This is a genomic window from Streptomyces sp. R28 (assembly GCF_041052385.1).
Lineage (GTDB): Bacteria > Actinomycetota > Actinomycetes > Streptomycetales > Streptomycetaceae > Streptomyces.
The window spans coordinates 2,747,528-2,773,600 of record NZ_CP163439.1 but is presented as its reverse complement, the minus strand read 5'-3'; the positions used below and the strand labels follow the sequence as shown (position 1 = coordinate 2,773,600).

Here is a 26,073-nt window from a genome sequence, read left to right as displayed (position 1 = left end):
CTCGCGCCACACCACCCCCGACACGCTTTCCTCGCACGCAAGTACCTCCTTTCGGGTTCCGATCGTTGGGCTTTTCGGGCGCGATCACGCATCCGGGTACAAGCTGGAAGTCCCTCTTGCCCTGCGCCCGGGAGGACACGATGAGCACGCCGCCGTCGCTCGCTTCAGGCCCTGAAGGCCCCCACGCCCTGCGGCCGTTGCTCGACACCGTGCTCGACGCGCTGAGCGAGGGCGCCCGGGCTCGCGGGGGACCACTGCCCGCGGGCGGCCCGGACGCGGTCGCCGCGCGCATGCGGGAGGCAGTCGGGGACGTACTCCCGGACGAGGGCGACCCGGACGCCCTCCACCACCTCGTCCGGGCCCTCGCGGCGGGCGCCACCGACCCCGCGGACCCCCTGTGCGCCGCCCACCTCCACTGCCCGCCCCTCGCCGTCGCCGTCGCCGCCGACCTCGCCGCCTCGGCCCTCAACCCCTCGCTGGACTCCTGGGACCAGGCGCCGGGGGCGTCGGAGCTGGAGGCGTTGGTGATGGGGGCGCTCGCCTCGGAGGTGTTCGACGGTGGGGGAGGGGCGACGGGAGGGGCGGGGGCAGGCATCACCCTGCTCACCACCGGCGGCACCGAGTCCAACCAACTGGCCCTCCTCCTCGCCCGAGAAGCCCAGGGCGCCGGCCTCCGGCTGGTCCACGGGGCCAACGCTCACCACTCGTTGCCCCGCGCCGCCTGGCTGCTCGGGCTGCCCGAACCCGTCGTCGTGCCCGCCCCGGCCGGCGTCCTCGACCCCGCCGCCCTCGACGAGGCCCTCACCCGCCTGCCCGGCCCGCACCTGGTCGTCGCCACCGCGGGCACCACCGACGCCGGGCTCATCGACCCCCTCCCCGAGATCGCCGCCCTGTGCGCCGCGCACCGCGCCCGGCTCCACATCGACGCCGCCTACGGCGGAGGCCTCCTCTTCAGCGACCGGTACCGCGACCGGCTCACTGGACTCGACGCCGCCGACAGCGTCACCCTCGACCTGCACAAGCTCGGCTGGCAGCCCGTCGCCGCCGGCCTCCTCGCCGTCAGGGACCCGGACGACCTCGCCGTGCTCCACCACCGCGCCGAGTACCTCAACGCCGACGACGACACCGAAGCGGGCCTGCCCGACCTCCTCGGCCGCTCCCTGCGCACCAGCCGCCGGCCCGACGTCCTCAAGATCGCCGTCACCCTCAAGGCCCTCGGCCGCAGCGGACTCGGCCGACTCGTCGAGCAGGTCTGCGACCACGCCCACGAGTTCGCCGCGCTCGTCCACGACCACCCCGGGTTCGAGCTCTACGACCCGCCCACCATCAGCACGGTTCTGTTCCGGCCCGCACACGCCACCGACGCCGCCGTCGCCGCCGTACGCCGAAGGCTCCTCACCGACGGCCGTGCCGTTCTCGGGCGGGCCCGCATAGACGGGCGCCTGTGGTTCAAGGCCACGCTCCTCAACCCCCACACGCGCCCGGACGACCTGGCCGCCCTCCTGAAACTGGTGGAAGGAAACACCCCCGGATGACCCCCCAGACCAACCCCCACGCCGGCCCCCGCCACGCCGAATCCCACACCGACTCCCACGCCGGCCCCCACACGAACGGCCACGCGAGCCCCCTCACGAGCCCTCACACCGGCCTCCAGCCAGGCCCCGACACAGGCCCCCGCGCGACCCCTCACCCCAGCCCCCGCCGGTCAGGCTCTACACCGGCCCTCACCCAGCCTCCGGGACACCCACGCACCCCAACCCCCCCCACACCGCGACCCCGACACCCCCCGCGACCTCGTCGGCATCGGCATCGGCCCCTTCAACCTCTCCCTCGCCGCCCTCGCCCACCCCCTCGCCGAACTCGACGCCGTCTTCTACGAGCAGCGCCCCGCCTTCTCCTGGCACCCCGGCCTGCTCATCGACGGCGCCCGTATCCAAGTCCCCTTCCTCGCTGACCTGGTGACGCTCGCCGACCCCGCCAGCCCCTGGTCCTTCCTGAACTACCTCAGGTCCCGCGACCGGCTCTTCCCCTTCTACTTCGCCGAGCGCTTCCACATCCAGCGCGCCGAGTACGACGCCTACTGCCGCTGGGTCTGCGAGAACCTCCCCGGACTGCACTTCGGCCACCAGGTCGACGCCGTCCGCTTCAACCCCGAACGAGACGTCTTCGAGGTCGACTTCACCCAGCTCGCCCCGGACGGGGAAGCCCAGGCGCTGGGCCGCACGTACACCAGGAACATCGCCCTGGGCATCGGCACCGAACCGTACGTCCCCGACCCGCTCAGGCCCCTCGTCGAGGCGCCGGCCGTCCCCGTCATCCACGCCGCCGACTACCTCGACCACCGCGAGACCCTGCTCGCCGCCGAGCACATCACCGTCATCGGGTCGGGACAGTCCGGCGCCGAGGTCTTCCTGGACCTGCTCCGGCACCGCCCCGCCGGGCGCGAGCGGCTCCACTGGCTCGGCCGTACCGAGGCGTTCGCGCCCATGGAGTACTCCAAGCTCGGCCTGGAGCACTTCACGCCCGACTACACCCGCTACTTCCACGCCCTCGCCGAACCGGTCCGCGACAAGCTCGTCGCCTCGCAGTGGCAGCTCCACAAGGGCATCGACGCCGACACCCTCGCCGCGATCCACGACGAGCTCTACCGCCGCACCCTGCACGGTGGCTGGCCCGACACCGTCCTCACCCCCGGCGTCCGGGTCCGCACCGCCGGCCGGATCGCCACGACCAAGGTCGAGCTCCACCTGGAGCACATCCAGCAGAACACCCGCTCACGCCTGACCACCGAAGCGGTCGTCCTGGCCACCGGCTACCGCGAACGCCCCCTCAGCCGCATCCTCGCCGGCCTCGACCCCTACATGCGCCTGGACAGCCAGGAGCGGCCCCGCATCGACGACCAGTACCGCCTGGTCATGGACCCCACGGTCAGCGGCTCCGGCTGCAACATCTACGTCCAGAACGCCGGACGCCACACCCACGGCATCGGCACCCCCGACCTCGGCCTCGCGGCCTGGCGCAGCGCCGGCATCCTCAACTCCGTCACCGGCGAGGAGACTTACCGCTTGCCCTCCCGTACGGCCTTCACCACCTTCGGCCTCGAACAACAGCCCCACATCCCACGCGCCCGCCAGGCATCGGCGCTCACGCTCACCCCCTTGGTCGAGGTGCGGTAGGAAAACCGGCGACAGCGCAGGCCCTGTGCGATCCGAGTGAAGAAGCACGGGAGGGGGCGCGGAAAAGGCCGCTTGGGCATCCCGCGTCCCTCCCCTTGCCCCGTGCACGCTGGTACCTTCCCGTCCATGTCGCAGCAGCGGGGGCATTTATCTGCGCAAGATCTCCTCTTTCGATCAGTGATCGACTTATCGGTGCCCTCGACGGCGACAGTTCTTGTTCCGCTTCGGAACCGGGGACGCCTCGGACCAGCACACGCTCGTCCCCCGCGACCGGAACCACGCCTGGCCCGGTGTGCCCGCGGAACCGCCGCACACGCTCCCCGCCCCGCCATCCGGGAGCCGGTGCGGCCTTGTCCCGACGCACGCACCCGTATGCCGAGAGGGGGCAGACAGTCATGACCACTCCCGATCCCGCCGAAGAGACGAACCCACCCCCGTCCACCCACCCCGCCATCCCGACGCAGTCCCCGGACGACGCGCACCCCACCCTCCCCGCACCGCCGGTACCCTCCCACGCACCACTGGCGGCCCCCGCCGCCCGCTTCGCACCCGACATCACCCGATATCTGTGCACCGCCGTCCACACCGACACCAAGTTCGCCCGCCGGGCGGTCGAACAGATCGTGCAGGAACCCCGCCGCGCGGTCGCCTCGTCGCCGGGCGTCGACCTCGGCTGCGTACTCCGGCACGCCCTGGCGGCCCGCCGTCGACAGGTGGGGCGGGACATCGTGCTCGCCCTGCTGCTCCTGCTCATGCTGATCATGCTCCCGATCACCTTCGGCGCGGCCCTGGTCCTGGGCTACCTCGTGGCCTGGATCATCGTCGCCGTCGACTCCCTCTCGGTGCACTACGGCGTCGTCGCCCGACAGCTCAGCCGGGAGAACTTCGCCCCGGACCGAGCTCCTCAGCCGATCAGCGCCGAGAACCGGCGGCGCATCGAGGAGATCGAGAAGCGTGACCGGGGCAACGTCGTGGTCTCCTCGCTCTACGCCCCCTTCGTCGGGTACGGACAGACGACGAGCACCTGGTCGTTCGCACTCGACACCGCGCGACCCGAAGAGGGCAAACAGGTCGTCCCGTTCACCGTCCACGAGCTCAACGACCACCTCGCCGCCCGCGTCGGAGACCTGAAGCTGCCCGGCGTCCACGTCGAGAACCTCCTGCTGGTCAACGGCAAGGACCTGCTGTACGAGGTGGACGACCGGACACGATCCGAACTGCTGCCGAACCCCGCCGGTCCGCCCGGCGCGAGGGTCTCACCCGACCTCCTGAACGAGCTGCGCGAGGACGGCAAGGGCCGCGCCCGCCCCTACCTCGCGATCCGGGTCACCGGCTGGAGCGGTGAACTCGCCATCACCTTCTTCCTGCGGTGCGCACTGCTGTCCGACCGCAAGATGCTCTTCATCGAGGGCAGCAGCTCCCTCCTCGCGCCGGTCCGCGAGCCCTACCGCATCGCGGACCAACTGCTCGGCTCCCCGACCCTGCGCCAGTGGTGGACCCTGGTGAGCCGCGCCGGCCTCCGCACCCCGGGACTGCTGATCGGCGCGCCCTTCTCCGTCACCGCAGGCCTGTTCTCGCCGATGATCCAACGCAGGAAGGAACGCCGCCAGGCACAGGCCATCCGCCACCGCACCTTCGACTACGGAGCGTCCTTCAGCATCAGGGACACGGCCAGCGACCAGCTCTACTACCGCTACTTCCAGCAACTCGACCGGGAGTTGTACGCCAAGACGGTCGAACACCGGGTACTGGACGCACTGGTGGAATTCCTGGAGGACCACAACATCGACACCAACGAACTGATCCAACGCCAGACCACCATCAACAACACCGGCCTGTACGCCGGTGGCAACGTGACGCTCAACGGCTCCGCGGTCGGCGTCGGCGGCAGCATCGCCGGAGTCTTCCGCCGCGGCCAGGCGGCAGGCACCCCCGGGCAACCGGCTCCCGCCGCTCCCCCCGCCGCCACCCCGCCCGCCAACCGAGGAAGGTGACGACATGACAGGGACCGGCGCCGGAAACAACAGCGGCATCCACGCCGGCGGCGACATCCACATCGACGGCAGCGCCGTCGCCCTCAACCACTCGACCGCGACCACCGGCACCCCCGCCGAAACCGACCGCGAAGCCGCCATCGCCGAACTGCGCACCGCGGCAAGACTGCTACTCGAACAACTGCGTACCCACCAGGACCAGTACGAGGACGGCGAGGAACTCGTCGAGGCCGGCGAACGCGTCGAAGCGGAACTCACCCGGGACGAGCCACGCCGCAACGCCCTGCTGCGCTGGCTCGGCTTCATCGCACCCGGCGTACAGGCCACGGCCGCGGTCGCCGGCGATGTGGTGGCCATCCAGAACAGCGTGAGCAGCCTGCTCTGACCCGACGGGGAGGCCGACGGCTGCTCCGCCGGCCTCCCCGTTCCCGGCTCTAGAAGACGGGCGTGCCGTTCCGCGTCAGCTTCCAGTCCACCGACGCGAAGTCCTTCGGGTCCAGCACACCCTTCGCCGTCACCCACTCCGCGATCCGGGTACGGATCTCGGTCGACTCCGCCCACAGCTCCTTCGCGGACGCCACATGCGGGAAAGCGCCGCCGCCGTTGGCCCGGTAGTTGTTCACCGCGAACACGAACTGCTGGGCGTCGCCCAGAGCGGCACCGTTGTAGGTCACGTTCTTGATCCGCGAACCCGCCGCCTGAGCGACATCGATCTCGTACGACAACCCCGACACATAGTCGTAGTTGTAGTCCGGCCGGTTGTTCGCGTTCGTCAGCTTCTCCACGTCGACCGCCGCGTCCGGCGCCGTCTGCACGAAGTACTCCGCCGAATACTCCAGGTACGCCTTGAGCTGCGCACCCGTCATCAGCTTCGCGACCAGCGTGTTGTCGTACACGTACAGGCTCGACAGGTCCCGGATGGTCACGTCGCCGGCCGGGATCTCCGAGGTGCGCGAGAAGGGAGATGCCTGCGCGATGACGGGCAGCGAAGCGTACTCCGTGCTCGCCAGCGCCGCCTTGACCACGTCCTCCTGGACCTTGGTGATCAGGTCGATGATCGGGGCGTCCTTGTAGCGGGCCTCCACCGTCGTCAGCGCCTCGGTCGCCGTGCCGACGACCTGGTTGACATACGTGACGACCTTCTCGTGCTCGTCCGTCAGCAGCTTGGTGATCTTCGGGTCGTCGGCCACCGAGTTGGAATTGAGCACCGACGCGGCGACCGACTCGACGTGCCAGCAGCCCTTGCTGAAGACCAGCTGGATGTCGAAGAGCGACAGCCGCTCCGCGTAGGCCAGCGGCTCCGACAGGACGACCGTCCTGCCGGTCTTGGCGTTGGTGACCTTCAGCTCCGGGATCTCCACGTGCGCGTGGCCGACCAGGATCGCGTCGATGTCCGGCACCTGCTGCGCCACCAGCGCCGCCGAGTTCTCGATGTACGGCAGCTGGTCACCGTAGGACGACGTACCCGAGGAGCCGGAGTGCGCCGACACGATCACCACGTCCGCGCCCATCGCCTTGAGCCTCGGCACCCACTTCGCCGCCTGCTCCTCCAGGCCCGGGAACGTCAACTTGCCCTGGACGTAGGCCTTGTCCCAGATCGCGATGCCCGGGTTGGTCAGACCCAGGACGGCCACCTTCACGGGCGGAGCGCCCGGCACGCGGAACTTCTTCATGAAGTACGGCGGGAAGGCGGGCTTCAGCGTCTTCGCGTCCAGCGCGTTGGCACCCAGCAGCGGGAAGTCGCACTGCTCCTCGAACTTGCGCAGCGTCTCGATGCCGTAGTTGAACTCGTGGTTGCCCAGCGCCACCGCGTCGAACCCGATCGCGTTCATCGCCTGCGCCATCGGGTGCACCGGGCCGCCCTTGGCGGTGATCGGGTCCACCTTGGCGTAGTAGTACGTCAACGGGGTGCCCTGGATGGTGTCACCCGCGTCGATCAGCAGCGTGTTGCGGCGGCCCTTCTCCTCCCGGACCTGGTTCACCAGCGTCGACACCCGCGACAGCCCCTGCGCGTTGCCCTTGGCGTCGGTGTACTCGGCGTCCTTGAAGTAGTCCCAGTTGAAGACGTGCCCGTGCAGATCGGTCGTGCCCATCACCGTCAGCGCGTACCGCTTGGCGGGCTTCTTCGCCGCCGTGGCCTCGGTGGCCTCCGCGGCCTGCGCCGCCGGAGCCACCGCACCGGCCATCGCCACCCCCGCTCCGGTCACGGCGGACTTGGTCAGGAACTTCCGGCGGTTCAACGGCATGAGTGTTTCTCCCAGGCGAATGGTCAACAACGCGCGTAGATTCTGACCTGGGCATGGCACGCAGCAACAGACCCTGCAGGTTTCGATCTGGTGACCCGCGGGGTCCGTAACCCAGCAAGCGATGACAGAGTGGGACGTATGACCGCCCCTTCAGAGGACCTCCAGCCCGCCGTCCCCTACGGCACCCCCGACGCCCCCCGCATCGCCGTCCGCGGTGAGGCCCGCCTCGAAGTCGACCCCGAGATCGCCCGCATCGGCGTCACCGTCGCCTCCCGCGGCAAGGACCGCCGTGCCGCCCTGGACGACCTCACGCGCCGCAACGGCACCGTCCTCGACCTCGTCAAGACCTACGGCGACGCCGTCGAGCGACTGGAGACCGGCGCCTTCTCCATCAGCCCCGAACTGAAGGACAAAGGACGCGGCGAGCGCGTCCACGCCTACCACGGCCGCGTCCACATCACCGCCGTACTCACCGACTTCACGGCACTCGGCGAACTCACCACACGCCTGGCCGACCTCGACCTCACCCGCGTGGACGGCCCCTACTGGGCCCTGCGCCCCGACTCGCCGGCCCACCGGGAAGCGCGGCAGCAGGCCGTACGGGAGGCGGTGCAGCGAGCGCGGGAGTACGCGGAAGCGCTGGGAACCTCCCTGGCCGCGCTGGTGGAACTCGCCGACATCGGCGCGGAGAACGCCCCGCCGCCCTATCCCCAGGGCGCCGGCAGCCGCATGCGCTCCATGGCCTACGGCGCCGCGGAGGACGCCGCGGCCGCCCCCCTCGATCTCGAACCTCAGCGGCAGCACGTCTACGCGCAGGTCAACGCCCGCTTTACGATGACGCCGCCGCGGCTGTGAAGGCGCGGGATTTCGAATCCTCTTGCGGTCGCGCCTGAACGGCGACGACGTGCCCCGGGGTACTTCGAACGCTCATCGGAGCACCCCGGCGCACAATTCAACACTTGTCAATAGCCCTTCACGTAAAGGTTGTTGAGTAGTCATACGCGGCCAATTCTCTACCCGCCGGTAAGTCATAGAGTCGAAACATGCGCCGAGCGAAGATCGTCTGCACCCTGGGCCCCGCCACCGACTCGTACGACCAGATAAAGGCACTGGTCGACGCCGGAATGGACGTCGCCCGGTTCAACCTCAGCCACGGCAGCTACGCCGACCACGAGGAGCGCTACCAGCACGTCCGAAAGGCCTCCGACGAGACCGGCCGCAGCGTCGGCATCCTCGCCGACCTTCAAGGCCCGAAGATCCGCCTCGGCCGCTTCACCGAAGGACCCGTACTCCTTGAACGCGGGGACACGTTCACCGTCACCGTGGAAGAGGGCGCCGAAGGCGACCGCCAGCAGTGCGGGACCACCTACTCCGGCCTCGCAGGCGATGTCACCCCGGGCGAGCGCATCCTCGTCGACGACGGCAAGGTCTGCCTGGAGGTCACGTCCGTCGACGGCCCCCGCGTCCACACCACCGTCATCGAAGGCGGCATGGTCTCCGACAACAAGGGCCTGAACCTCCCGGGCGTCGCGGTGTCCGTACCGGCGCTGTCGAAGAAGGACGAGGCCGACCTGCGCTGGGCCCTGCGCACCGGCTTCGACGTCATCGCGCTGTCCTTCGTCCGGTCCGGCCGGGACATCGAGGACGTCCACCGCATCATGGACGAAGAAGGCCGCCGCCTCCCCGTCATCGCCAAGGTGGAGAAGCCCCAGGCCGTCGACGCGATCGACGACATCGTGGCCGCCTTCGACGGCATCATGGTCGCGCGAGGAGACCTCGGCGTCGAAATGCCCCTGGAACAGGTCCCGATCGTCCAGAAGCGCGCGATCAAACTGGCCAAACGCAACGCCAAGCCGGTCATCGTCGCCACCCAGATGCTCGACTCCATGATCGACAACTCCCGCCCGACACGGGCGGAGGCGAGCGACGTCGCGAACGCGGTGATCGACGGCACGGACGCCGTGATGCTGTCCGGCGAGACCAGCGTCGGCAAGTACCCGATCGAGACGGTCCGCACGATGGCGAAGATCGTCGAGGCCGCCGAGGAGGACATCCTCGCCAGGGGCCTCCCGCCCCTGACCGAACGCAACAAGCCCCGCACCCAGGCCGGCGCCGTGGCCCGCGCCGCGGCCGACATCGGCGACTTCCTGGGCGCGAGGTTCCTGGTCGCCTTCACCCAGTCCGGCGACACCGTCCGTCGCCTGTCCCGCTACCGCTCGCCGATCCCGCTGCTGGCCTTCACGCCGGAGCCGGCGACTCGGTCGCAGCTGAATCTGACGTGGGGTGTGGAGACGTTCCTGGGGCCGCACGTGGACTCCACGGACGCGATGGTCGACCAGGTCGATGAGCTGCTGCTGAAGTACGGCCGTTGCAAGAAGGGCGACGTCGTCGTCATCACGGCGGGGTCGCCCCCTGGGGTGTCGGGCTCGACGAACATGGTGCGGGTGCATCACATCGGGGAGGACGACAGCCCCAAGTAGCAGGCGGAGGGCCCCTCTTGAGGAGGGGCCCTTTGCGGTTGGTCAGTGCTTGGGGCCTACGTGGGTGTCCATAAGGGCTACGGAGGCTTTGCGGGCGATGGAGATGTTGAACGGGTCGCTGCCGCGCGCGAGAGTGGTCCACTCGACGCCGACCTTGTCGAGGGTGTTCGTGAAGAGCTTCCTGATGTCGTCCGACTTGTTGGTAAAGAAGTAGCGCGGGTACTCGTAGCGCTTGCGCTCACCGGCTACGAGGCGCGTCGTCCAGTTGGTGATGCGGCAACCGTCGGAGTGGATGAGGCCGCGGATGAACTCCCGAGGGTGCGCGTCGAGGACCTCCTGTTGCCAGGCTTCGAGGATGATCGGTCGCTCGTGCTTCTTGCCCGGGCCGTGCTGGGGGAGCAGGCAGACCCAGTGTTTGGTGTAGGACTTGACGTCGACGCAGCCTGCGCGCGGAAGACGGCTGATATTGGGCTCGGGCAGGACCCTGCGCATGGCATGCTCGGCGGCGTCGACCAGTCCGGGCCAGGAAGCAGTGCACGTGACCATGAGGTAGTGCTGCCTCGGCTTGGAGATGATGTAACCGTCGCCCAGGTAGAGACCCAGCAGGTAGGCGTAGGCCGCGAAGTCTTCTGGCATCTCTGGTGTTTCTTGGCACCGGATGCAGGGCGGAGTTCGAGATAAGGGTTCCAGTCGACTCAGCCAACACGTGATCGCGTGTCGGGAGATGCCCATCTCTTTGCTGACGGAGTTTAGGCTGCGCCCCTGTGTCACCAGGGCCAGGGCTCGCTTGCGTGTGCTGAGGTCGTACGTGTGGCCACTCTGTGAGAGTGATCGCGACGACACGCAGCAAAAAGCGGATGTTCACGAGAACGTGAACATCCGCTTTCTTGCGGCGACCTTGGAAACCAAGGAAAAGTGCCCCGAGTCGGATTCGAACCGACGCTGTATGGGTTTTGAATCCATTGCCTCTTCCGCTGGGCTACCGGGGCCCCTTCGATACGAAGGTTGGTGGTTACCCGCCGTGCCCCCACCTTACCGCAGCTAGGTACGCTCTTGTCAGCAGCACCCCTGCCCCTGAACGAGGAGCCCCCGTGACCGCCCCCGAGTCGCCCCAGCCCGTAGACGCGCCCGACGACGACAAGTCGCACGTGCCTCCGCTGACGACCCGTGTCGTCATCGCCGAGGACGAGGCACTGATCCGGCTCGACCTCAAAGAGATGCTCGAAGAAGAGGGGTACACCGTCGTCGGTGAGGCCGGTGACGGTGAGCAGGCCGTCGAGCTGGCCCGCGAGCACCGGCCCGACCTCGTCATCCTCGATGTGAAGATGCCGAAGTTGGACGGCATCTCCGCGGCCGAGAAGATCGCCGAGGAGAGTATCGCCCCGGTGCTGATGCTGACCGCGTTCTCGCAGCGTGACCTGGTCGAGCGGGCCCGGGACGCCGGTGCCATGGCGTACCTGGTCAAGCCGTTCAGCAAGAGCGATGTCGTGCCGGCGATCGAGATGGCCGTCTCCCGCTTCACGGAGCTGAAGGAGCTGGAGAAGGAGGTTGCCGACCTCACTCTGCGCCTGGAGACGCGGAAGCTGGTGGACCGGGCGAAGTCCATCCTCCAGACCGAGTACGGGCTGACCGAGCCCGCCGCGTTCCGCTGGATCCAGAAGACCTCCATGGACCGCCGGATGTCCATGCAGCAGGTCGCCGAGGCCGTCATCCAGGACGCCGACGAGAAGAAGGCCGCCAAGGGCTGACCCGCCTGAGTATGTACGAACGAGGCCCGCGCCCCCCATCAGGGGGCGCGGGCCTCGCCGTATGCGCGTTACCGCGTGGGCGGTTGATCAGTCCTCGCCCAGGTATGCCTTTCGCACCGACTCGTCGTGCAGCAGGTCCTGGCCGGATCCGGAGAGGACGATCTTGCCGACCTCCATGACGTGGCCGTGGTCGGCCAGGGAGAGCGCGGCCTGGGCGTTCTGCTCGATGAGCAGGATGGTGGTGCCCTGGGACTTGAGCTCCTGGATGGTGGACATGATCTTCTGCATCATGATCGGGGAGAGGCCCATGCTGGGCTCGTCGAGCATGAGCAGTTTCGGTCGGGACATCAGCGCCCGTCCCATGGCGAGCATCTGCTGCTCGCCGCCGGAGAGGGTGCCCGCGGCCTGCTTGCGGCGCTCTCCGAGGATGGGGAACAGGTCGTAGGCGCGCTGGATGTCCTTCTCGATGCCTTCCTTGTCGTTGCGCAGGAACGCGCCGAGGCGGAGGTTGTCCTCGATCGTCATGCGGGGGAAGATGTGCCGCCCCTCGGGGGAGTGGGCGAGACCCAGCGAGACGACCTTGTGGGCGGGGACCTTCTTCAGCGACTTGCCGTCGAACTTGATGTCGCCGGAGAGCGGCTGCAGGAGGCCCGAGAGGGTGCGCAGGGTGGTGGTCTTCCCGGCGCCGTTGGTGCCGATGAGGGTGACGACCTCGCCCGCGTTCACCTTGAACGAGATGCCCTTGACGGCCTCGATCTTGCCGTAAGCGACCTTGAGGTCCTCGACCTCGAGCAGTGCGGTCACTTGTCGTCCCCTTCCGTGCTGCTCTGCGCCTCGGCCGCCTCGGCCGCCTCGGCCGCCTCGACCTCGGCGACCTCCTCCTTGCCCGGCTCGCCCTCGAAGGGCGTGCCCAGGTAGGCGGCGATGACGCGCTCGTCGGCCTGGACGACTTCGGCGGGGCCCTCGACGATCTTCTCGCCCTGGACCAGCACGGCGACCCGGTCGCAGAGGTTCATGATGAACCGGATGTCGTGCTCGATGACGAGGACGGCGATGCCCTTGTCCCGGATGGCGAAGATGAGCTCTTCGGCCGCCCGGGTCTCCTGTGGGTTCATGCCGGCGGTGGGTTCGTCGAGCAGGAGCAGGCCGGGTTCGCTCGCGAGGGCCCGGGCGATCTCCAGCTTGCGCTGTTCGCCGTAGGGCAGGTTGCGGGCGAGGTGGTCGGCCTTGGCGGCGAGGCCGGTGAACTCCAGGAGTTCCATGGCCCGGGCGCGGGATGCCTCCTCGGCTTTCTTGAAGCTGGGCAGGCGCAGGAGGGCTGACCAGAGGCCTTCCTTGGTGCGGGTGTGCCGTCCGACCAGTACGTTCTCCAGAACGGTCATGTTGGCGAAGAGCCGGATGTTCTGGAAGGTACGGGCTATGCCGGCCTGGGTGACCAGGTGCGGCTTGGGGGGCAGGACGGTGCCCTTGTAGGCGACTTTGCCTTCGGTCGGCACGTACAGGCCGGTGAGGCAGTTGAAGAAGGTCGTCTTGCCGGCGCCGTTGGGGCCGATGAGTCCGACGATCTCGCCGGTGTTCACGGTGAGATCCACGTCGCGTACGGCGGTCAGGCCGCCGAAGCGCATCGTGACGCCGGTGGCGTCGAGCACCGTTGTGCTGGTGGGAGCGGTCGTGGTGGTGGTCATGGCGGTCACGCCCCTGCCTTGGCGACGCCGGTCGCGCCTTCGGGCAATGGCTTGTCCTCCGGTACGTCGAGCTGTCCGGTCTCGTGGAATTCGAGCTGCTTCCTGCGGTCGGCGACCAGGCCCTCGGGGCGGAAGCGCATGAGGAACATCAGCGCGACGCCGAAGAGGAGCAGCTGGTACTCCGCCATGAACTGGAGTTTGGCCGGGATCAGGTAGAGCAGCGCGGCGCCGATCAGCGGGCCGCTGATGGTGCCCATGCCGCCGAGGATGACGGCGGCGAGCAGGAAGGCCGAGTTCGGCGGCACGGAGCCGGCGAACTGGTACTGCTCGGGGGTGACGCTGTACGACACGTGCGACTGGACGGTGCCGGCGAGGCCGGCGAGGGAGGCGCCGAGTGCGAAGGCGAGGAGCTTGAGGCGGAAGCCGTTGATGCCCATCGCGGTGGCGGCGGTCTCGTCCTCGCGGATGGCGACCCAGGCGCGGCCGATGCGGGATTCCGCGGAGCGGCGGAAGACCATGACGACGATCGCCGTGCACAGCAGCATCAGCAGGTAGTAGTTGCCGGAGCGGGTCAGCTCGTGGCCGAGGACGTCGTGCGGCAGCCCGAGGTTGAACCCGAAGATCTCCAGGTCCGGGATGTTCGGGATGCCGTTGGAGCCGTTGGTGACGTCAGGTCCGCTGTTGCCGTTCAGGTTGTTCATGGTGATGCGGAAGATCTCACCGAAGCCGAGCGTCACGATGGCGAGGTAGTCGCCGCGCAGCCGCAGGGTCGGGGCGCCGATCAGCACGCCGAAGATCAGCGAGGCGGCGGCGCCGGTGAGGACGGCCGCCCAGAACGGGAAGTGGACGCCGATGGCCGACTGCGGGGAGCCGGAGACCAGGGCGGCGGCGTAGGCGCCGACGCCGAGGAAGGCGACGTATCCGAGGTCGAGGAGGCCGGCGAGGCCGACGACGACGTTGAGGCCCAGGGCGACCGTGGCGAAGATCAGGATGTTCGCGCCGATGAGGGCGAACTGGTCGTTGGTCTGGGTGAAGGGGAAGCAGATCGCCGCGACGAATGCCGCCGCCATGGCGACGTTGCGGTGCTTCGCGGTGAGTGACGAGAGCCGCTTGAGCAGACCGGCGCGGGTCACGGCGGTGAAGCTGAATGCCGCGATGATCAGGAAGCCGATGAACAGCTCGGAGTACTCGGTGCCGATGCCGTACGCGAAGACGTACAGGCCGACGCCGAAGCCCGCGGCGATGATGAGGATCTCCGCCCAGGAGGGCAGTTCCTTGGCTCGGGCGGGCTCGGGGGCGGTGAGCGAGTGGCGGATCCGGCCCCAGAGGTTCGGGTTCGGGTCCTGCGCGTCGTACGGCTGGTCGACCGGGAGGCCGAGGGCGCCGATCACGGCGACGAGGGCGCCGATGCCGGAGACCCAGGCGCCGGGCTCCAGGTTGACGAGGCCGCCGAGTTCCTGGCTGATGGCGCCGATGGCGTAGCCCGTGGTGCCGAACACGCCGAGGGCGGCGAGCAGGACGGGGCTGTTCTTGCCGCCGGGGGTGAGCCAGCGGAGGCCGGGGATGCCGTAGCCGGAGAGGGTGAACAGCAGCGTGAGCAGGGCTCCCACGAGCGTGAGCACCTGCAGGCCGCCGGGGTAGCCCGTGACGGTGAGGTTGCCCGGGAATTCATCGGTCCAGGTCCAGGCGAGGAAGGTGCCGATGAGGGCCAGGGCGGAGCCGGCGACGGTCAGCGCGCGGGCCGCGGTGTGCGGCAGCGGGATGATCGGGGTGGCCGGGGTGGTGGACACCTTGGTGGTGTCGGTGGTCTTGTCCATGGGGGTCTCGGTGGTCATGGGTATCACGCCCGATCCGCGACGCGTTCGCCGAGCAGGCCTTGTGGCCTGAACAGGAGGACGAGGATGAGCAGGGTGAATGCCCATACGTCCTTCCAGGCGCCGCCGCCGAAGAGTTCCATGCCGGGGATGTCACCGATGTAGCCGGTGGCGAGGGACTCGGCGACGCCGAGGACGATGCCGCCGAGCATGGCGCCGTAGATGTTGCCGATGCCGCCGAGGACGGCGGCGGTGAAGGCCTTGAGGCCCATCAGGAAGCCCATGCGGAAGCCGACCTGGCCGTTCTTCAGGCCGTAGGCGACCGCGGCGATGGCGGCGAACGCGGCACCGATGGCGAAGGCCATGACGATGATGCGGTCGGTGTTGATGCCCATCAGCTTGGCCGTGTCGGGGTCCTGGGCGGTGGCCTGCATGCCGCGGCCGGAGCGCGTCTTGGTGACGAACAGGCCGAGGGCCAGCATGCACAGCGGTGCGGCGATCAGGACGAAGAGGTCACCGCGCTGGATGTTGGCGCCCAGGATGTCGATGGGGCCGCCTTCGAACTGCGGGAAGGGGTGGTCCTTCTTCGCGTCCGGGTACCACATCCATACGACCTGCTGGAGGACGATGGACAGGCCGATGGCGGTGATGAGGGGGGCCAGCCGTGGCGCGGTGCGCAGTGGCCGGTAGGCGAAGCGTTCCGCCGCGGTGGCGACCGCCACCGAGACGAGGATGCCGCCGATGATCATGAGCGGGACGGCGGCCGCGAGGCCGAAGCCGTCGGGGAGTACCAACCAGACGGTCAGGGCGCCGAAGCCCCCGACCATGAATATCTCGCCGTGGGCGAAGTTGATGAGCTGGACGATGCCGTAGACCATCGTGTAGCCGATCGCGATGAGTCCGTACATCGCGCCGAGGATGAGTCCATTGGCCAGCTGTTGCGGCAGTTCGTGCACCGCAGGGCCTCCGTGGAGTGGTTCGGATATGGCGCCGCGCGGGAGCGCTGGTGGGCGCTCCCGCGCGGCCTGGATCAATGTGTGATGGGGAGTTTTCTTTACTCGTCCTCTGCTCAGCCCAGCTTGGGTTCGCCGCTGAACACGGGGGCCCAGGCGTTGCTCTTGACCTTGTAGGCGGTCATGGTGTGGTTCGTCGTGTCACCGAACTCGTCGAAGGAGATGGTGCCGGTGACGCCGTCGAACTTGACCTTCGCCATGCCGTCCAGGACTGCCTTGCGGCCGTCGGACGGGACCTTGCCGTCGTTGCCCTCGACCGCCAGCTTGACGGCCTCGATGATGGCCCAGGTGGCGTCGTAGGTGAGGCCGCCGTAGGCCTCGTAGGCGTCCTCGTAGCCCGCCGCCTCGTAGTCCTTGATGAAGGTCTTGGCGGAGTCGAGCTGCTCGACCGGCTTGCCCACGGAGGTCGCGAGGTCACCCTCGGCCTTCTTGTTCAGCTTCGGGAACTCGCCGGAGTAGATGCCGTCGCCGCCCATGAGCGGGATGTTCTGGCCGCTGTCCTTGAGTTGCTGGCTCAGCGGGCCGGCGGCCGGGTACTCGCCGCCGTAGTACAGGGCCTCGGCGCCGGTCTTCTTGATCTTGGCGACGACTGCGTTGAAGTCACGGTCGTCGGGGTTGATGTGGTCGCTGCCGACGATCTTGCCACCGAACTTGGTGAAGTTCGCCTTGAAGGAGGCGGCGAGACCGGCGCCGTAGGTCTTCTGGTCGTCGATCAGGTAGACCTTCTTGAGCTTCGCCTGGTTGTACAGGTAGTCGGCGGCGAAGGCACCCTGGATCTCGTCCGTGGTGGCGGTGCGGAAGAACGTCTTGAACTGGCGGACCGAGTCGCCGGTCTTCCAGCCGTCGCCCTGGGTCAGCTCGGTTCCGGTGTTGGCCGGGGAGACCTGGGTCAGGCCGGCGTCGTTGAGCGGCTTCTGCATCTGCTGCGAGACGCTGGAGTTCAGCGGGCCGACGACGCCGAGGACGTCCTTGTCGCTGATGAACTTCTGGGCGTTCTGCTGGCCGACGGAGGGCTGGGCCTGGTCGTCGAGGGCCTCGATCTTGAACTCGACGCCCTTGACGTACTCCTTCTTGTTGGCCGTCTTGGCGGCCAGGTCGGCGGAGTTCTTGATGCCGAGGCCGAGGGCCGACAGGTCGCCGGTCAGCGGGGCGTCGACCCCGATCACCACAGTGGTCTTGTCGCCGTTGCTGCTGTTGCCGCCCTCGTCACGCGACCCACAAGCCGTGAGTGTCAGCGATCCCGCCGCGAGCGCGGCGGTTATAGCGATGATCGAACGTTGACGCACGAATGAGGTCCTTTCCCTGGCACGGCGGTTCCCCACGGAGCCCGCCGAGTCGAGCGCTGGGCCGAAGTGGCTTCGAATCCGGTGGCTCGGTGACTGGCGGTGACTCTAAGCGCGTGGAGGGAACATGGAGGAGGCCCTGACCAAGGCTGTGACGCTCTTGTTATGACACGGGGTAATACAGAGCGGTACTCAGTGGGGGGAAGAGTGGATTTCCAGCCGATTCGCCCTGTCCACATAGTGAGAACTCGCAGGGTTCGCGCGTAGCTCCTTTCACTAGTGTTCACATGTTTTGGTGATTACCTCAGTCGTTGCCGGAGGCTACCAGGGGGCCTCTGTCGACTTGCGTGAGAGGTGCTCACTGCAGGGGAACTGTTGGCTTTTATTGCGGTTGTATTACGTAGAGTTACGGCCCGAAAAGCCGTTCCGGGTTCCTCGCTTTTTCATGTACGGGGCATGGAAATGGAAAAGGCAGTCACTCAACCCCACGGACCTCCGGTCGGCTCGCCTTTGCGGTACCGCTCCTCGCACAACTCCCGTGCCCTGCGGTCGATCAGCCGCTCTGCGGCTTGTGCGTCCGCGCGCCTGCGCTCCGCCCGGGCGGCGTCCACGACCTCGCGGAGGATTTCGTACTGGCCGTCGGACAGGCCCATCGACTGGTAGTCACCGTAGGTGTCGTCGGTCAGCGTCCGGCGTGACCAGTACGCGATGATCTGTGTACACAACCGGGCGGGCGCGGTCGCCGACGGGGAGGGCGACTCGGCGCTCGTCCGGGCCCCGCTCGCGTCGCCCCGAGCGTCCGGCTGCCCGCCGCACCCTGCCGCCGATCCGGCGGTCAGCAGCGCCAGTGCGAGCGCTGCCCCCTTCCGGCCGGCTCCTCCCGTTGTCATGCCTCGACGTTATGCCGCCGGGCGCTCGGGTTCAACGGCAGGGCAAATCAAGGACGTTGGCCGTAACGTCACTGTCGTCGGGGTGTCGGTGTCACCGCGCCGCCCGGACGTGCTCCCCGTCGCCCGGGTTCACGTCCCGCAGCAGGCAGGTCAGCCGCGCGCTGCACACGCGCCGACCCGCCTCGTCGCTGATCACGATCTCGTACGTCGCCGTCGAGCGGCCCCGGTGCAGGGGCGTGGCCACGCCGGTGACGAGGCCGGAGCGGACCCCGCGGTGGTGGGTGCAGTTGAGGTCGACGCCGACCGCGATCTTGGTGCTGCCGGCGTGCAGCATCGACCCCACCGACCCGAGCGTCTCGGCGAGCACCGCGGAGGCGCCGCCGTGCAGCAGCCCGTACGGCTGGGTGTTCCCCTCCACCGGCATGGTCCCGACGACCCGCTCGGCGGACGCCTCCACGATCTCGACGCCCATGCGCGTGCCGAGGTGCCCGGCGGAGAACAGGGCCGGCAGGTCGACGCCGAGCGCGGCGTACTCGTCGATGACCTCCTGCGGGAACGTCACGTGCTGCTGCTCGCCCATGGGCCGGCTCCGTTCGTCATGCTCAGTCGGTACAGTCGACTGAGCAAACGCTCAGTCGGTGGCCGATTGTTCCAGACGTACGACGACGGACTTGCTGGCCGGGGTGTTGCTTGTGTCCGCGGTGGCGTCCAGCGGCACGAGCACGTTGGTCTCCGGGTAGTAGGCGGCCGCGCAGCCCCGGGCCGTCGGATAGTGCACCACCCGGAAGCCGGGCGCCCGCCGCTCGACCCCGTCCTTCCATTCGCCGACCAGGTCGACGTACGAGCCGTCGGCGATGTTCAGCTGCCGGGCGTCCTCGGGGTTGATCATGACGACCCGGCGGCCGTTCTTGATGCCCCGGTAGCGGTCGTCCAGGCCGTAGATCGTGGTGTTGTACTGGTCGTGCGACCGCAGGGTCTGCAGCAGCAGCCGCCCCTCCGGCAGCTTCGGGTACTCGACCGGAGCCGCCGTGAAGTTGGCCTTGCCCGTCGCCGTCGGGAAGCGGCGCTCGTCGCGCGGGGCGTGGGGGAGCGTGAAGCCGCCGGGGCGGGCCACGCGCGCGTTGAAGTCCTCGAAGCCGGGGATGACGCGCGCGATACGGTCCCGGATCGTCGCGTAGTCCTTCTCGAACTCCTCCCAGGGGACCCTGCTGTCCTCACCCAGGACCCGGCGGGCGAGCCGGCACACGATGGCAGGCTCGGAGAGCAGCTGCGCGCTCGCGGGCTCCAGACGGCCACGGGAGGCGTGCACCATGCCCATGGAGTCCTCGACCGTCACGAACTGCTCGCCGCTGCCCTGGAGGTCGCGCTCGGTGCGGCCCAGCGTCGGCAGGATCAGCGCACGCGCGCCCGTGACGGCATGGCTGCGGTTGAGCTTCGTCGACACGTGCACGGTCAGCCGGGCGCGCCGCATCGCCGCCTCGGTGACGTCCGTGTCGGGTGTGGCGGCCACGAAGTTGCCGCCCATCGCGAAGAAGACCTTCGCCTCGCCGTCGCGCAGCGCGCGGATGGCCCGTACGACGTCGTAGCCGTGCTCGCGCGGCGGCGCGAAGCCGAACTCCTTCTCCAGGGCGTCGAGGAAGGCCGGGGCGGGCCGCTCGAAGATGCCCATCGTGCGGTCGCCCTGCACGTTGGAGTGACCGCGCACCGGGCACACGCCCGCGCCCGGGCGGCCGATGTTGCCGCGCAGCAGAAGGAAGTTGACGACCTCGCGGATGGTCGGCACGGAGTGCTTGTGCTGGGTGAGGCCCATGGCCCAGCACACGATGGTGCGCTGTGAGGCGAGGACCATGGCCATGACCTTGTCGATGTCCGCGCGGGTGAGGCCGGTCGCCGTCAGCGTCTCGTCCCAGTCGGCGGTGCGGGCGGCCGCGGCGAACTCCTCGTAGCCGTGGGTGTGCTCGCGGACGAACTCCTCGTCGACGGCGCCCTGGGTCTCCAGGATCAGCTTGTTGAGGAGGCGGAAGAGGGCCTGGTCGCCCCCGATGCGGATCTGCAGGAACAGGTCGGTGAGGGCGGCGCCCTTGAGCATGCCCTGGGGGGTCTGCGGGTTCTTGAACCGCTCCAGACCGGCCTCGGGCAGCGGATTGACGCTGACGATCTTCGCGCCGTTCTCCTTGGCCTTCTCCAGGGCGGAGAGCATGCGCGGGTGGTTCGTCCCCGGGTTCTGCCCGGCGACGATGATCAGGTCGGCCTTGTAGAGGTCCTCCAGCAGGACGCTGCCCTTGCCGATGCCGATGGTCTCGTTCAGCGCCGACCCGGACGACTCGTGACACATGTTGGAGCAGTCCGGCAGGTTGTTCGTGCCGAGCTCGCGGGCGAAGAGCTGGTACAGGAACGCGGCCTCGTTGCTGGTGCGCCCGGAGGTGTAGAAGACGGCCTCGTCGGGGGAGCCGAGGGCGGTGATCTCCTCGCCGATGATGTCGAAGGCGCGCTCCCAGGTCACCGGCTCGTAGTGCGTGCCCCCTTCGGGGAGGAACATGGGATGCGTCAGCCGCCCCTGCTGCCCCAGCCAGTAACCACTCCTGGTCGCGAGATCGGCGACGGAGTGCGCGGCGAAGAACTCCGGGGTGACCCGGCGCAGGGTCGCCTCCTCGGCCACCGCCTTCGCACCGTTCTCACAGAACTCCGCCTTGTGCCGGTGATCCGGCTCCGGCCACGCACACCCCGGGCAGTCGAACCCGTCCTTCTGATTGACCCGCAGCAACGTCAGCGCGGTGCGCTTCACGCCCATCTGCTGCTGTGCGATGCGCAGGGTGTGCCCGATGGCAGGCAGCCCCGCCGCCGCGTGCTTCGGCTCCGCGACCTGCGGCGCGTCCTGAACCGGATCACCCTTGGGCGGCTTGGTGGCCATCGCGCACTCTCCCTGTCTTCTCGTTCACCGCGGGAACGCCTCCCCGGCGCCGGGCCCGCGTCCTCGACACCGGCGCTCCTGCGGCTCACCGGCCGTGTACACGTGTGAGGTACATCTCCGATCCTCGCACGCGGGACGGACAACCAGGGGGGCGGGCTTGGGGAGGGGGTGGGGAGGCGGGAACCGGGGGTCGGGCGGGGCGGGTCAGCAAAGGGGAGTGACGCCTGACTCCGGTCGTCCCTGCCGTCCCTGCCGCTGCCTTCGGTTGGCAGGCTTCGGCACGGCCCCCTGGTGCTGTGTCCCCACTCGACCTTGCTGCCGCCGCGCATCGTCACCGCTGCCACGGCGATCCACACAACGCCGGAACCCGGCTGTGCGGGACTGCCGCACCTGCCGGGCCCCCCGATGGGGACCCACTGTCAGTGGGGCGTGGCAGGATCGGGGGCGTGGCAGAGACAGCATCGAAGCAGACCGAGACCAACCCCGGCGGCAGCCGGCCCCGCCTGATGCTCATGGACGGGCACTCGCTGGCCTATCGTGCGTTCTTCGCGCTGCCCGCGGAGAACTTCACGACCGCGACAGGCCAGCCGACGAACGCGATCTACGGCTTCGCGTCGATGCTGGCCAACACCCTGCGCGATGAGGCGCCCACCCACTTCGCCGTGGCCTTCGACGTGTCCCGCAAGACATGGCGCTCCGCGGAGTTCACGGAGTACAAGGCGAACCGCTCCAAGACCCCGGACGAGTTCAAGGGCCAGGTCGAGCTGATCGGCGAGCTGCTCGACGCGATGCACGTCTCGCGGTTCGCGGTCGACGGCTTCGAGGCCGACGACGTGATCGCCACCCTCGCCACCCAGGCCGAGGCCAACGGCTTCGAGGTGCTGATCGTCACCGGCGACCGGGACTCCTTCCAGCTGGTCAGCGAGCACACGACGGTGCTGTATCCGACGAAGGGCGTCTCCGAGCTGACCCGCTTCACCCCGGAGAAGGTCTTCGAGAAGTACGGGTTGACGCCCGCCCAGTACCCCGACTTCGCGGCCCTGCGCGGCGACCCGTCCGACAACCTGCCGGGCATCCCGGGCGTCGGCGAGAAGACGGCGGCGAAGTGGATCAACCAGTTCGGCTCGTTCGCCGAGCTGGTCGAGCGCGTCGAGGAGGTCAAGGGCAAGGCCGGTCAGAACCTCCGCGACCACCTGGAGGCGGTCAAGCTCAACCGCCGGCTGACCGAGCTGGAGCGCAACGTCGAGCTGTCCAAGACCGTCACCGACGTCGCCCGCGTGCCGTACGACCGCAAGGCCGTCGCGATGATCCTGGACACCCTGGAGATCCGTAACCCGTCCCTGCGCGAGCGGCTCTTCGGCGTAGACCCCGGAGCCGAGGAGGTCGAGACCACGCCGATCGCGACCGACGGCGTGGAGCTGGACGGCTCCGTGCTCGGCACCGGCGAGCTGGCGCCCTGGCTGGCCGAGCGCGGCGGCGAGCCCCTCGGCGTGGCCACCGTCGACACCTGGGCGCTGGGCACCGGCTCGGTCGCCGAGGTCGCGCTCGCGGCGGGCGACGGCGCGGCCGGCTGGTTCGACCCGTCGCAGCTGGATGAGGCCGACGAGAAGGCGTTCGCGGCCTGGCTGTCCGACGCCGACAAGCCGAAGGTCTTCCACAACGCCAAGGGCGCGATGCGGGTCTTCGCCGAGCACGGCTGGAGCATCGCCGGCGTACGCATGGACACCGCGCTCGCCGCCTACCTGGTCAAGCCGGGCCGCCGCTCCTTCGACCTGGACGCGCTGTCCCTGGAGTACCTCCACCGCGAGCTGGCCCCCGCCGCCGCGGCCGACGGCCAGCTGGCCTTCGGCACGGACGACGGTGCCGAGGCCGAGGCCCTGATGATCCAGGCCCGCGCGGTCCTCGACCTGGGCGAGGCCTTCGAGAGCCGCCTGCAGGAGGTCGGCGCCGCGGAACTCCTGCGCGACATGGAGCTGCCGACCTCAGACCTGCTGGCCCGCATGGAGCGGCACGGCATCGCGGCCGACCGGGCCCACCTGGAGGCCATGGAGCAGATGTTCGCGGGCGCCGTGCAGCAGGCCGTGAAGGAGGCGCACGCGGCGGCCGGGCACGAGTTCAACCTGGGCTCGCCCAAGCAGCTCCAGGAGGTCCTCTTCGGCGAACTCGCCCTGCCCAAGACGAAGAAGACGAAGACCGGCTACACCACGGACGCCGACGCCCTGGCGTGGCTGGCGACCCAGACCGACAACGAACTGCCGGTCATCATGCTCCGCCACCGAGAGCAGGCGAAGCTGCGCGTCACCGTCGAGGGCCTGATCAAGACGATCGCGACGGACGGCCGTATCCACACGACCTTCAACCAGACGGTCGCGGCGACCGGCCGCCTCTCCTCCACCGACCCGAACCTGCAGAACATCCCGGTCCGCACGGACGAGGGCCGGGCGATCCGCCGGGGCTTCGTGGTCGGTGAGGGCTTCGAGTCCCTGATGACCGCGGACTACAGCCAGATCGAACTGCGCGTGATGGCCCACCTGTCCGAGGACGCGGGCCTGATCGAGGCGTTCACCTCGGGCGAGGACCTGCACACCACGGCCGCCTCACAGGTGTTCGCGGTGGAAGCGGCCGCGGTGGACGCGGAGATGCGCCGCAAGATCAAGGCGATGTCCTACGGCCTGGCCTACGGGCTGTCGGCCTTCGGCCTCTCCCAGCAGCTGAACATCGACGCGGGCGAGGCCCGCGCCCTGATGGACGCCTACTTCGAGCGCTTCGGCGGCGTACGGGACTACCTGCGCCGCGCGGTCGACGAGGCCCGGGCGACGGGCTACACGGCGACGCTCTTCGGCCGCCGCCGCTACCTCCCCGACCTCAACAGCGACAACCGCCAGCGCCGCGAGGCGGCCGAGCGCATGGCCCTCAACGCCCCCATCCAGGGCACGGCGGCGGATATCGTCAAGATCGCCATGCTCAACGTGGACCGCGCCCTGCGCGAGGCGAACCTCACCTCCCGCATGCTCCTCCAGGTCCACGACGAAATCGTCCTGGAAATCGCCCCCGGCGAACGCGAGGCCGCGGAAGAACTGGTCCGCCGGGAGATGTCCGACGCCGTCCACCTCAGCGTCCCCCTGGGCGTCTCGGTAGGCGCGGGCCCGGACTGGGAGTCAGCAGCCCACTAGTGCCTCCGGCGGTTGGGCCGTGTGGCAGGCTGAGTGCCGGGTGAGCCTTTGGCGGACTCGGTACTCAGCTTGGACGGCCCGGGTAGGTCGGTGCTCAGGAGTGGGAACTGCAGCGCCGTCAAGGGGCGCGGGGCTGCATCGATGTGCGGCTCCGCCGCGTGGGCGCGACAAGCCACGAACCACCCGCCCCCCCAAAAAACCACCGCAACCCACCAGACGCGCAGGCGCCCGGCCCCACCCCCGGAGGGACCCGTCACTCGCGTGGCCCCCGCAAAAGCGCCCCCCACGCCCGCCGCCCGTAAGGATGCGGACATGGGTATACGCACGCTCCACCGCCGGACGGCCCCGGCTCCGGCGCAAGCGAACGCCGAGAAGGCCCCGGCCACAGCGCACCCGCCCGTCCCGGCCGTCGCCACCGACGCAAGCACCGCCCGCATCCCCGCCGAGCTGATGAGCACTCTGCGGCACACGGCGAGAATCACCAGGCGCCGCCTCGCCCACCGGGCACAAGGATGGGCCGAGCTCACCCGCAGCTACCTGGCCCTCGCCCTGACCCTGCTCCCACGGCCCCACCCCGGAGGAACGGTCACCGTGTTCGTCGCGCCCGCCGGCACCCTCACCGAGCCACCGGCCGGCTCGGCTCCTTACCGGCCTCACCCGCACCCGCACTGCCAGGGCCCGGGACCGGGACCGGACGCCACACCCTGACGCCCACGGCGTACAGCAGCAGCCCCACGACGAGCCCCGCGCCCGCCCCGAAGCACACCGTGGGAATCAGCTCCCAGTACTTGGCGGTCGACCCCCAGTAAGCCCACCAGTGCGACGCCCGCTGCACCGCCGCCACCGTGGCGATCCCGCCGATCACCGCCCCGGCCAACCACCGGTCCCGTACCGAAAGCACAGCAACCCCGACCGGCGCGGCCGCGAGCGTCCGCCGTAGCGCCACGAACACGAACGCGGCGATGACGACCGCGGCGACCGCCGAACCGCTGTACTGCAGATACCAGTACAGCGGCGAGCCCGCGATCTCCTCGCCCAGCACGGGAAACAGCCGCATCCCCCACCGGTCGAGATGCGTGAACGCGTCCCACACGACATGCGTCAGCGCACCGAACACGGCCGAGACGTACCAGCGCACCGCCAGCGACGGCCGTCCACGCGCGCGTGGCGCCCCGCAGCGCAACAGCGTGGCCACCCGCGCCTGTCGCCGCACCGGCAGCAGCGCCACCAGCGGTTCGCGCAGCAGCAGCCACAGGCCCACCAGCGCCCAGGCGATCACCACGTCGATGGTGAACACGCCCGCGAACGAGTGCGTGACATCACCGAACTCCATTGCCCCCGACAGGACACTCGCCGCGTAATAGGTCATGTCGGGCGAGAAGGAACCCGCCACCATCACGGCTGGTACGAGCGCGGCGCGGCCGGTTCCGTCGGTGCGTACGACGGGCAGTACGGCCGCCGCATGGCTCAGCGTGAACGGCAACGGGGCTCCTTGTGCGGGAGGTTGCGGGAGGTCGACGGGACCGGCCGGCCCCGGTCATCGGCGAAGCCGGTGTCGGGGGGCGTCCGACGGTCAGTATGCGGGACGCCCACCAGGCGGACCGGGCGTGCCCAACTGGTAAAAATCGGGCGTCAACGGGTGTCTGCGCAAAGGAAGTTG

At 69.2% G+C, this 26,073-nt stretch carries 19 protein-coding genes and 1 tRNA gene; 8 read left to right on the top strand and 12 right to left on the bottom strand.

From position 1 onward, the window contains the following. The first annotated feature begins 140 nt into the window (after positions 1-140). The 4 genes from AB5J49_RS12180 (at position 141) to AB5J49_RS12165 (ending at position 5,555) form a co-directional block, all read left to right on the top strand. Positions 141-1,535, top strand: a complete 1,395-nt coding sequence (locus AB5J49_RS12180; RefSeq protein WP_369168610.1) for an aspartate aminotransferase family protein — start codon at positions 141-143, stop codon at positions 1,533-1,535. 267 nt (positions 1,536-1,802) lie between these two features. Beyond that, on the top strand, positions 1,803-3,176 hold the full coding sequence (locus AB5J49_RS12175; protein ID WP_369175111.1) for a lysine N(6)-hydroxylase/L-ornithine N(5)-oxygenase family protein: 1,374 nt from the start codon (positions 1,803-1,805) through the stop codon (positions 3,174-3,176). Positions 3,177-3,571: 395 nt separating this feature from the next. Beyond that, on the top strand, positions 3,572-5,170 hold the full coding sequence (locus tag AB5J49_RS12170) for a hypothetical protein (protein WP_369168609.1): 1,599 nt from the start codon (positions 3,572-3,574) through the stop codon (positions 5,168-5,170). Positions 5,171-5,174: 4 nt separating this feature from the next. Beyond that, entirely contained in the window at positions 5,175-5,555 is a 381-nt protein-coding gene (locus AB5J49_RS12165; RefSeq protein ID WP_369168608.1) for a hypothetical protein, read from the top strand. A 49-nt stretch (positions 5,556-5,604) separates the two neighbouring features. On the opposite strand, the gene AB5J49_RS12160 is transcribed toward AB5J49_RS12165, so the two are convergent. Beyond that, a complete protein-coding gene (locus tag AB5J49_RS12160; protein WP_369168607.1) occupies positions 5,605-7,416 on the bottom strand; it encodes a bifunctional UDP-sugar hydrolase/5'-nucleotidase in 1,812 nt (603 codons plus the stop codon). A gap of 138 nt (positions 7,417-7,554) precedes the next feature. Between AB5J49_RS12160 and AB5J49_RS12155 the strand changes: the two genes are divergently transcribed. Together AB5J49_RS12155 and pyk are read left to right on the top strand one after the other, a co-directional pair. Then, positions 7,555-8,271, top strand: coding sequence for an SIMPL domain-containing protein (locus tag AB5J49_RS12155; RefSeq protein WP_369168606.1), 717 nt, complete (start codon positions 7,555-7,557; stop codon positions 8,269-8,271). 188 nt (positions 8,272-8,459) lie between these two features. Further along, positions 8,460-9,896 (top strand): pyruvate kinase, encoded by a 1,437-nt coding sequence (pyk, locus tag AB5J49_RS12150; protein ID WP_369168605.1) that lies wholly within the window; start codon positions 8,460-8,462, stop codon positions 9,894-9,896. Between the two features lie 42 nt (positions 9,897-9,938). Here pyk and AB5J49_RS12145 read toward each other — a convergent pair whose 3' ends face one another. Both AB5J49_RS12145 and AB5J49_RS12140 read right to left on the bottom strand, forming a co-directional pair. Then, the gene (locus tag AB5J49_RS12145) at positions 9,939-10,739 is read right to left on the bottom strand and encodes a transcriptional regulator (protein ID WP_369168604.1); all 801 of its coding nucleotides are present in this window, start codon (positions 10,737-10,739) and stop codon (positions 9,939-9,941) included. A 73-nt stretch (positions 10,740-10,812) separates the two neighbouring features. After that, positions 10,813-10,885 (bottom strand) — tRNA-Leu (locus AB5J49_RS12140). A 102-nt stretch (positions 10,886-10,987) separates the two neighbouring features. Here AB5J49_RS12140 and AB5J49_RS12135 point away from each other — a divergent pair. Next, positions 10,988-11,644, top strand: a complete 657-nt coding sequence (locus tag AB5J49_RS12135) for an ANTAR domain-containing response regulator (protein WP_030949406.1) — start codon at positions 10,988-10,990, stop codon at positions 11,642-11,644. An 87-nt stretch (positions 11,645-11,731) separates the two neighbouring features. On the opposite strand, the gene AB5J49_RS12130 is transcribed toward AB5J49_RS12135, so the two are convergent. The 8 genes from AB5J49_RS12130 to AB5J49_RS12095 form a co-directional block, all read right to left on the bottom strand. Beyond that, on the bottom strand, positions 11,732-12,448 hold the full coding sequence (locus AB5J49_RS12130) for an ABC transporter ATP-binding protein (RefSeq protein WP_369168603.1): 717 nt from the start codon (positions 12,446-12,448) through the stop codon (positions 11,732-11,734). Beyond that, positions 12,445-13,329: an ABC transporter ATP-binding protein gene (locus AB5J49_RS12125; protein ID WP_369168601.1), complete on the bottom strand. Its 885-nt coding sequence runs from the start codon at positions 13,327-13,329 to the stop codon at positions 12,445-12,447. The genes AB5J49_RS12130 and AB5J49_RS12125 overlap by 4 nt, the downstream gene beginning before the upstream one ends. A 5-nt stretch (positions 13,330-13,334) precedes the next feature. Further along, complete coding sequence (locus AB5J49_RS12120) at positions 13,335-15,164, bottom strand: branched-chain amino acid ABC transporter permease (protein WP_369168599.1); 1,830 nt, start codon at positions 15,162-15,164, stop codon at positions 13,335-13,337. A 5-nt stretch (positions 15,165-15,169) separates the two neighbouring features. After that, positions 15,170-16,099: a branched-chain amino acid ABC transporter permease gene (locus AB5J49_RS12115; protein ID WP_369168598.1), complete on the bottom strand. Its 930-nt coding sequence runs from the start codon at positions 16,097-16,099 to the stop codon at positions 15,170-15,172. A gap of 113 nt (positions 16,100-16,212) precedes the next feature. Further along, complete coding sequence (locus AB5J49_RS12110) at positions 16,213-17,427, bottom strand: branched-chain amino acid ABC transporter substrate-binding protein (RefSeq protein WP_369175110.1); 1,215 nt, start codon at positions 17,425-17,427, stop codon at positions 16,213-16,215. A 491-nt stretch (positions 17,428-17,918) separates the two neighbouring features. Next, positions 17,919-18,329 carry a hypothetical protein gene (locus AB5J49_RS12105; RefSeq protein ID WP_369168597.1) on the bottom strand — a complete coding sequence of 137 codons (411 nt, stop codon included), beginning with the start codon at positions 18,327-18,329 and terminating at the stop codon, positions 17,919-17,921. 91 nt (positions 18,330-18,420) lie between these two features. Then, positions 18,421-18,909, bottom strand: coding sequence for a hotdog fold thioesterase (locus AB5J49_RS12100; protein ID WP_369168596.1), 489 nt, complete (start codon positions 18,907-18,909; stop codon positions 18,421-18,423). A gap of 51 nt (positions 18,910-18,960) precedes the next feature. Next, on the bottom strand, positions 18,961-21,240 hold the full coding sequence (locus AB5J49_RS12095; RefSeq protein WP_369168594.1) for an FdhF/YdeP family oxidoreductase: 2,280 nt from the start codon (positions 21,238-21,240) through the stop codon (positions 18,961-18,963). Between the two features lie 446 nt (positions 21,241-21,686). Here AB5J49_RS12095 and polA point away from each other — a divergent pair, with 446 nt between their 5' ends. Next, positions 21,687-24,413, top strand: a complete 2,727-nt coding sequence (gene polA, locus AB5J49_RS12090) for a DNA polymerase I (RefSeq protein WP_369168592.1) — start codon at positions 21,687-21,689, stop codon at positions 24,411-24,413. 616 nt (positions 24,414-25,029) lie between these two features. Here the strand turns inward: polA and AB5J49_RS12085 are convergent. After that, a complete protein-coding gene (locus AB5J49_RS12085) occupies positions 25,030-25,896 on the bottom strand; it encodes a DUF4184 family protein (RefSeq protein WP_369168590.1) in 867 nt (288 codons plus the stop codon). Positions 25,897-26,073: the final 177 nt, after the last annotated feature.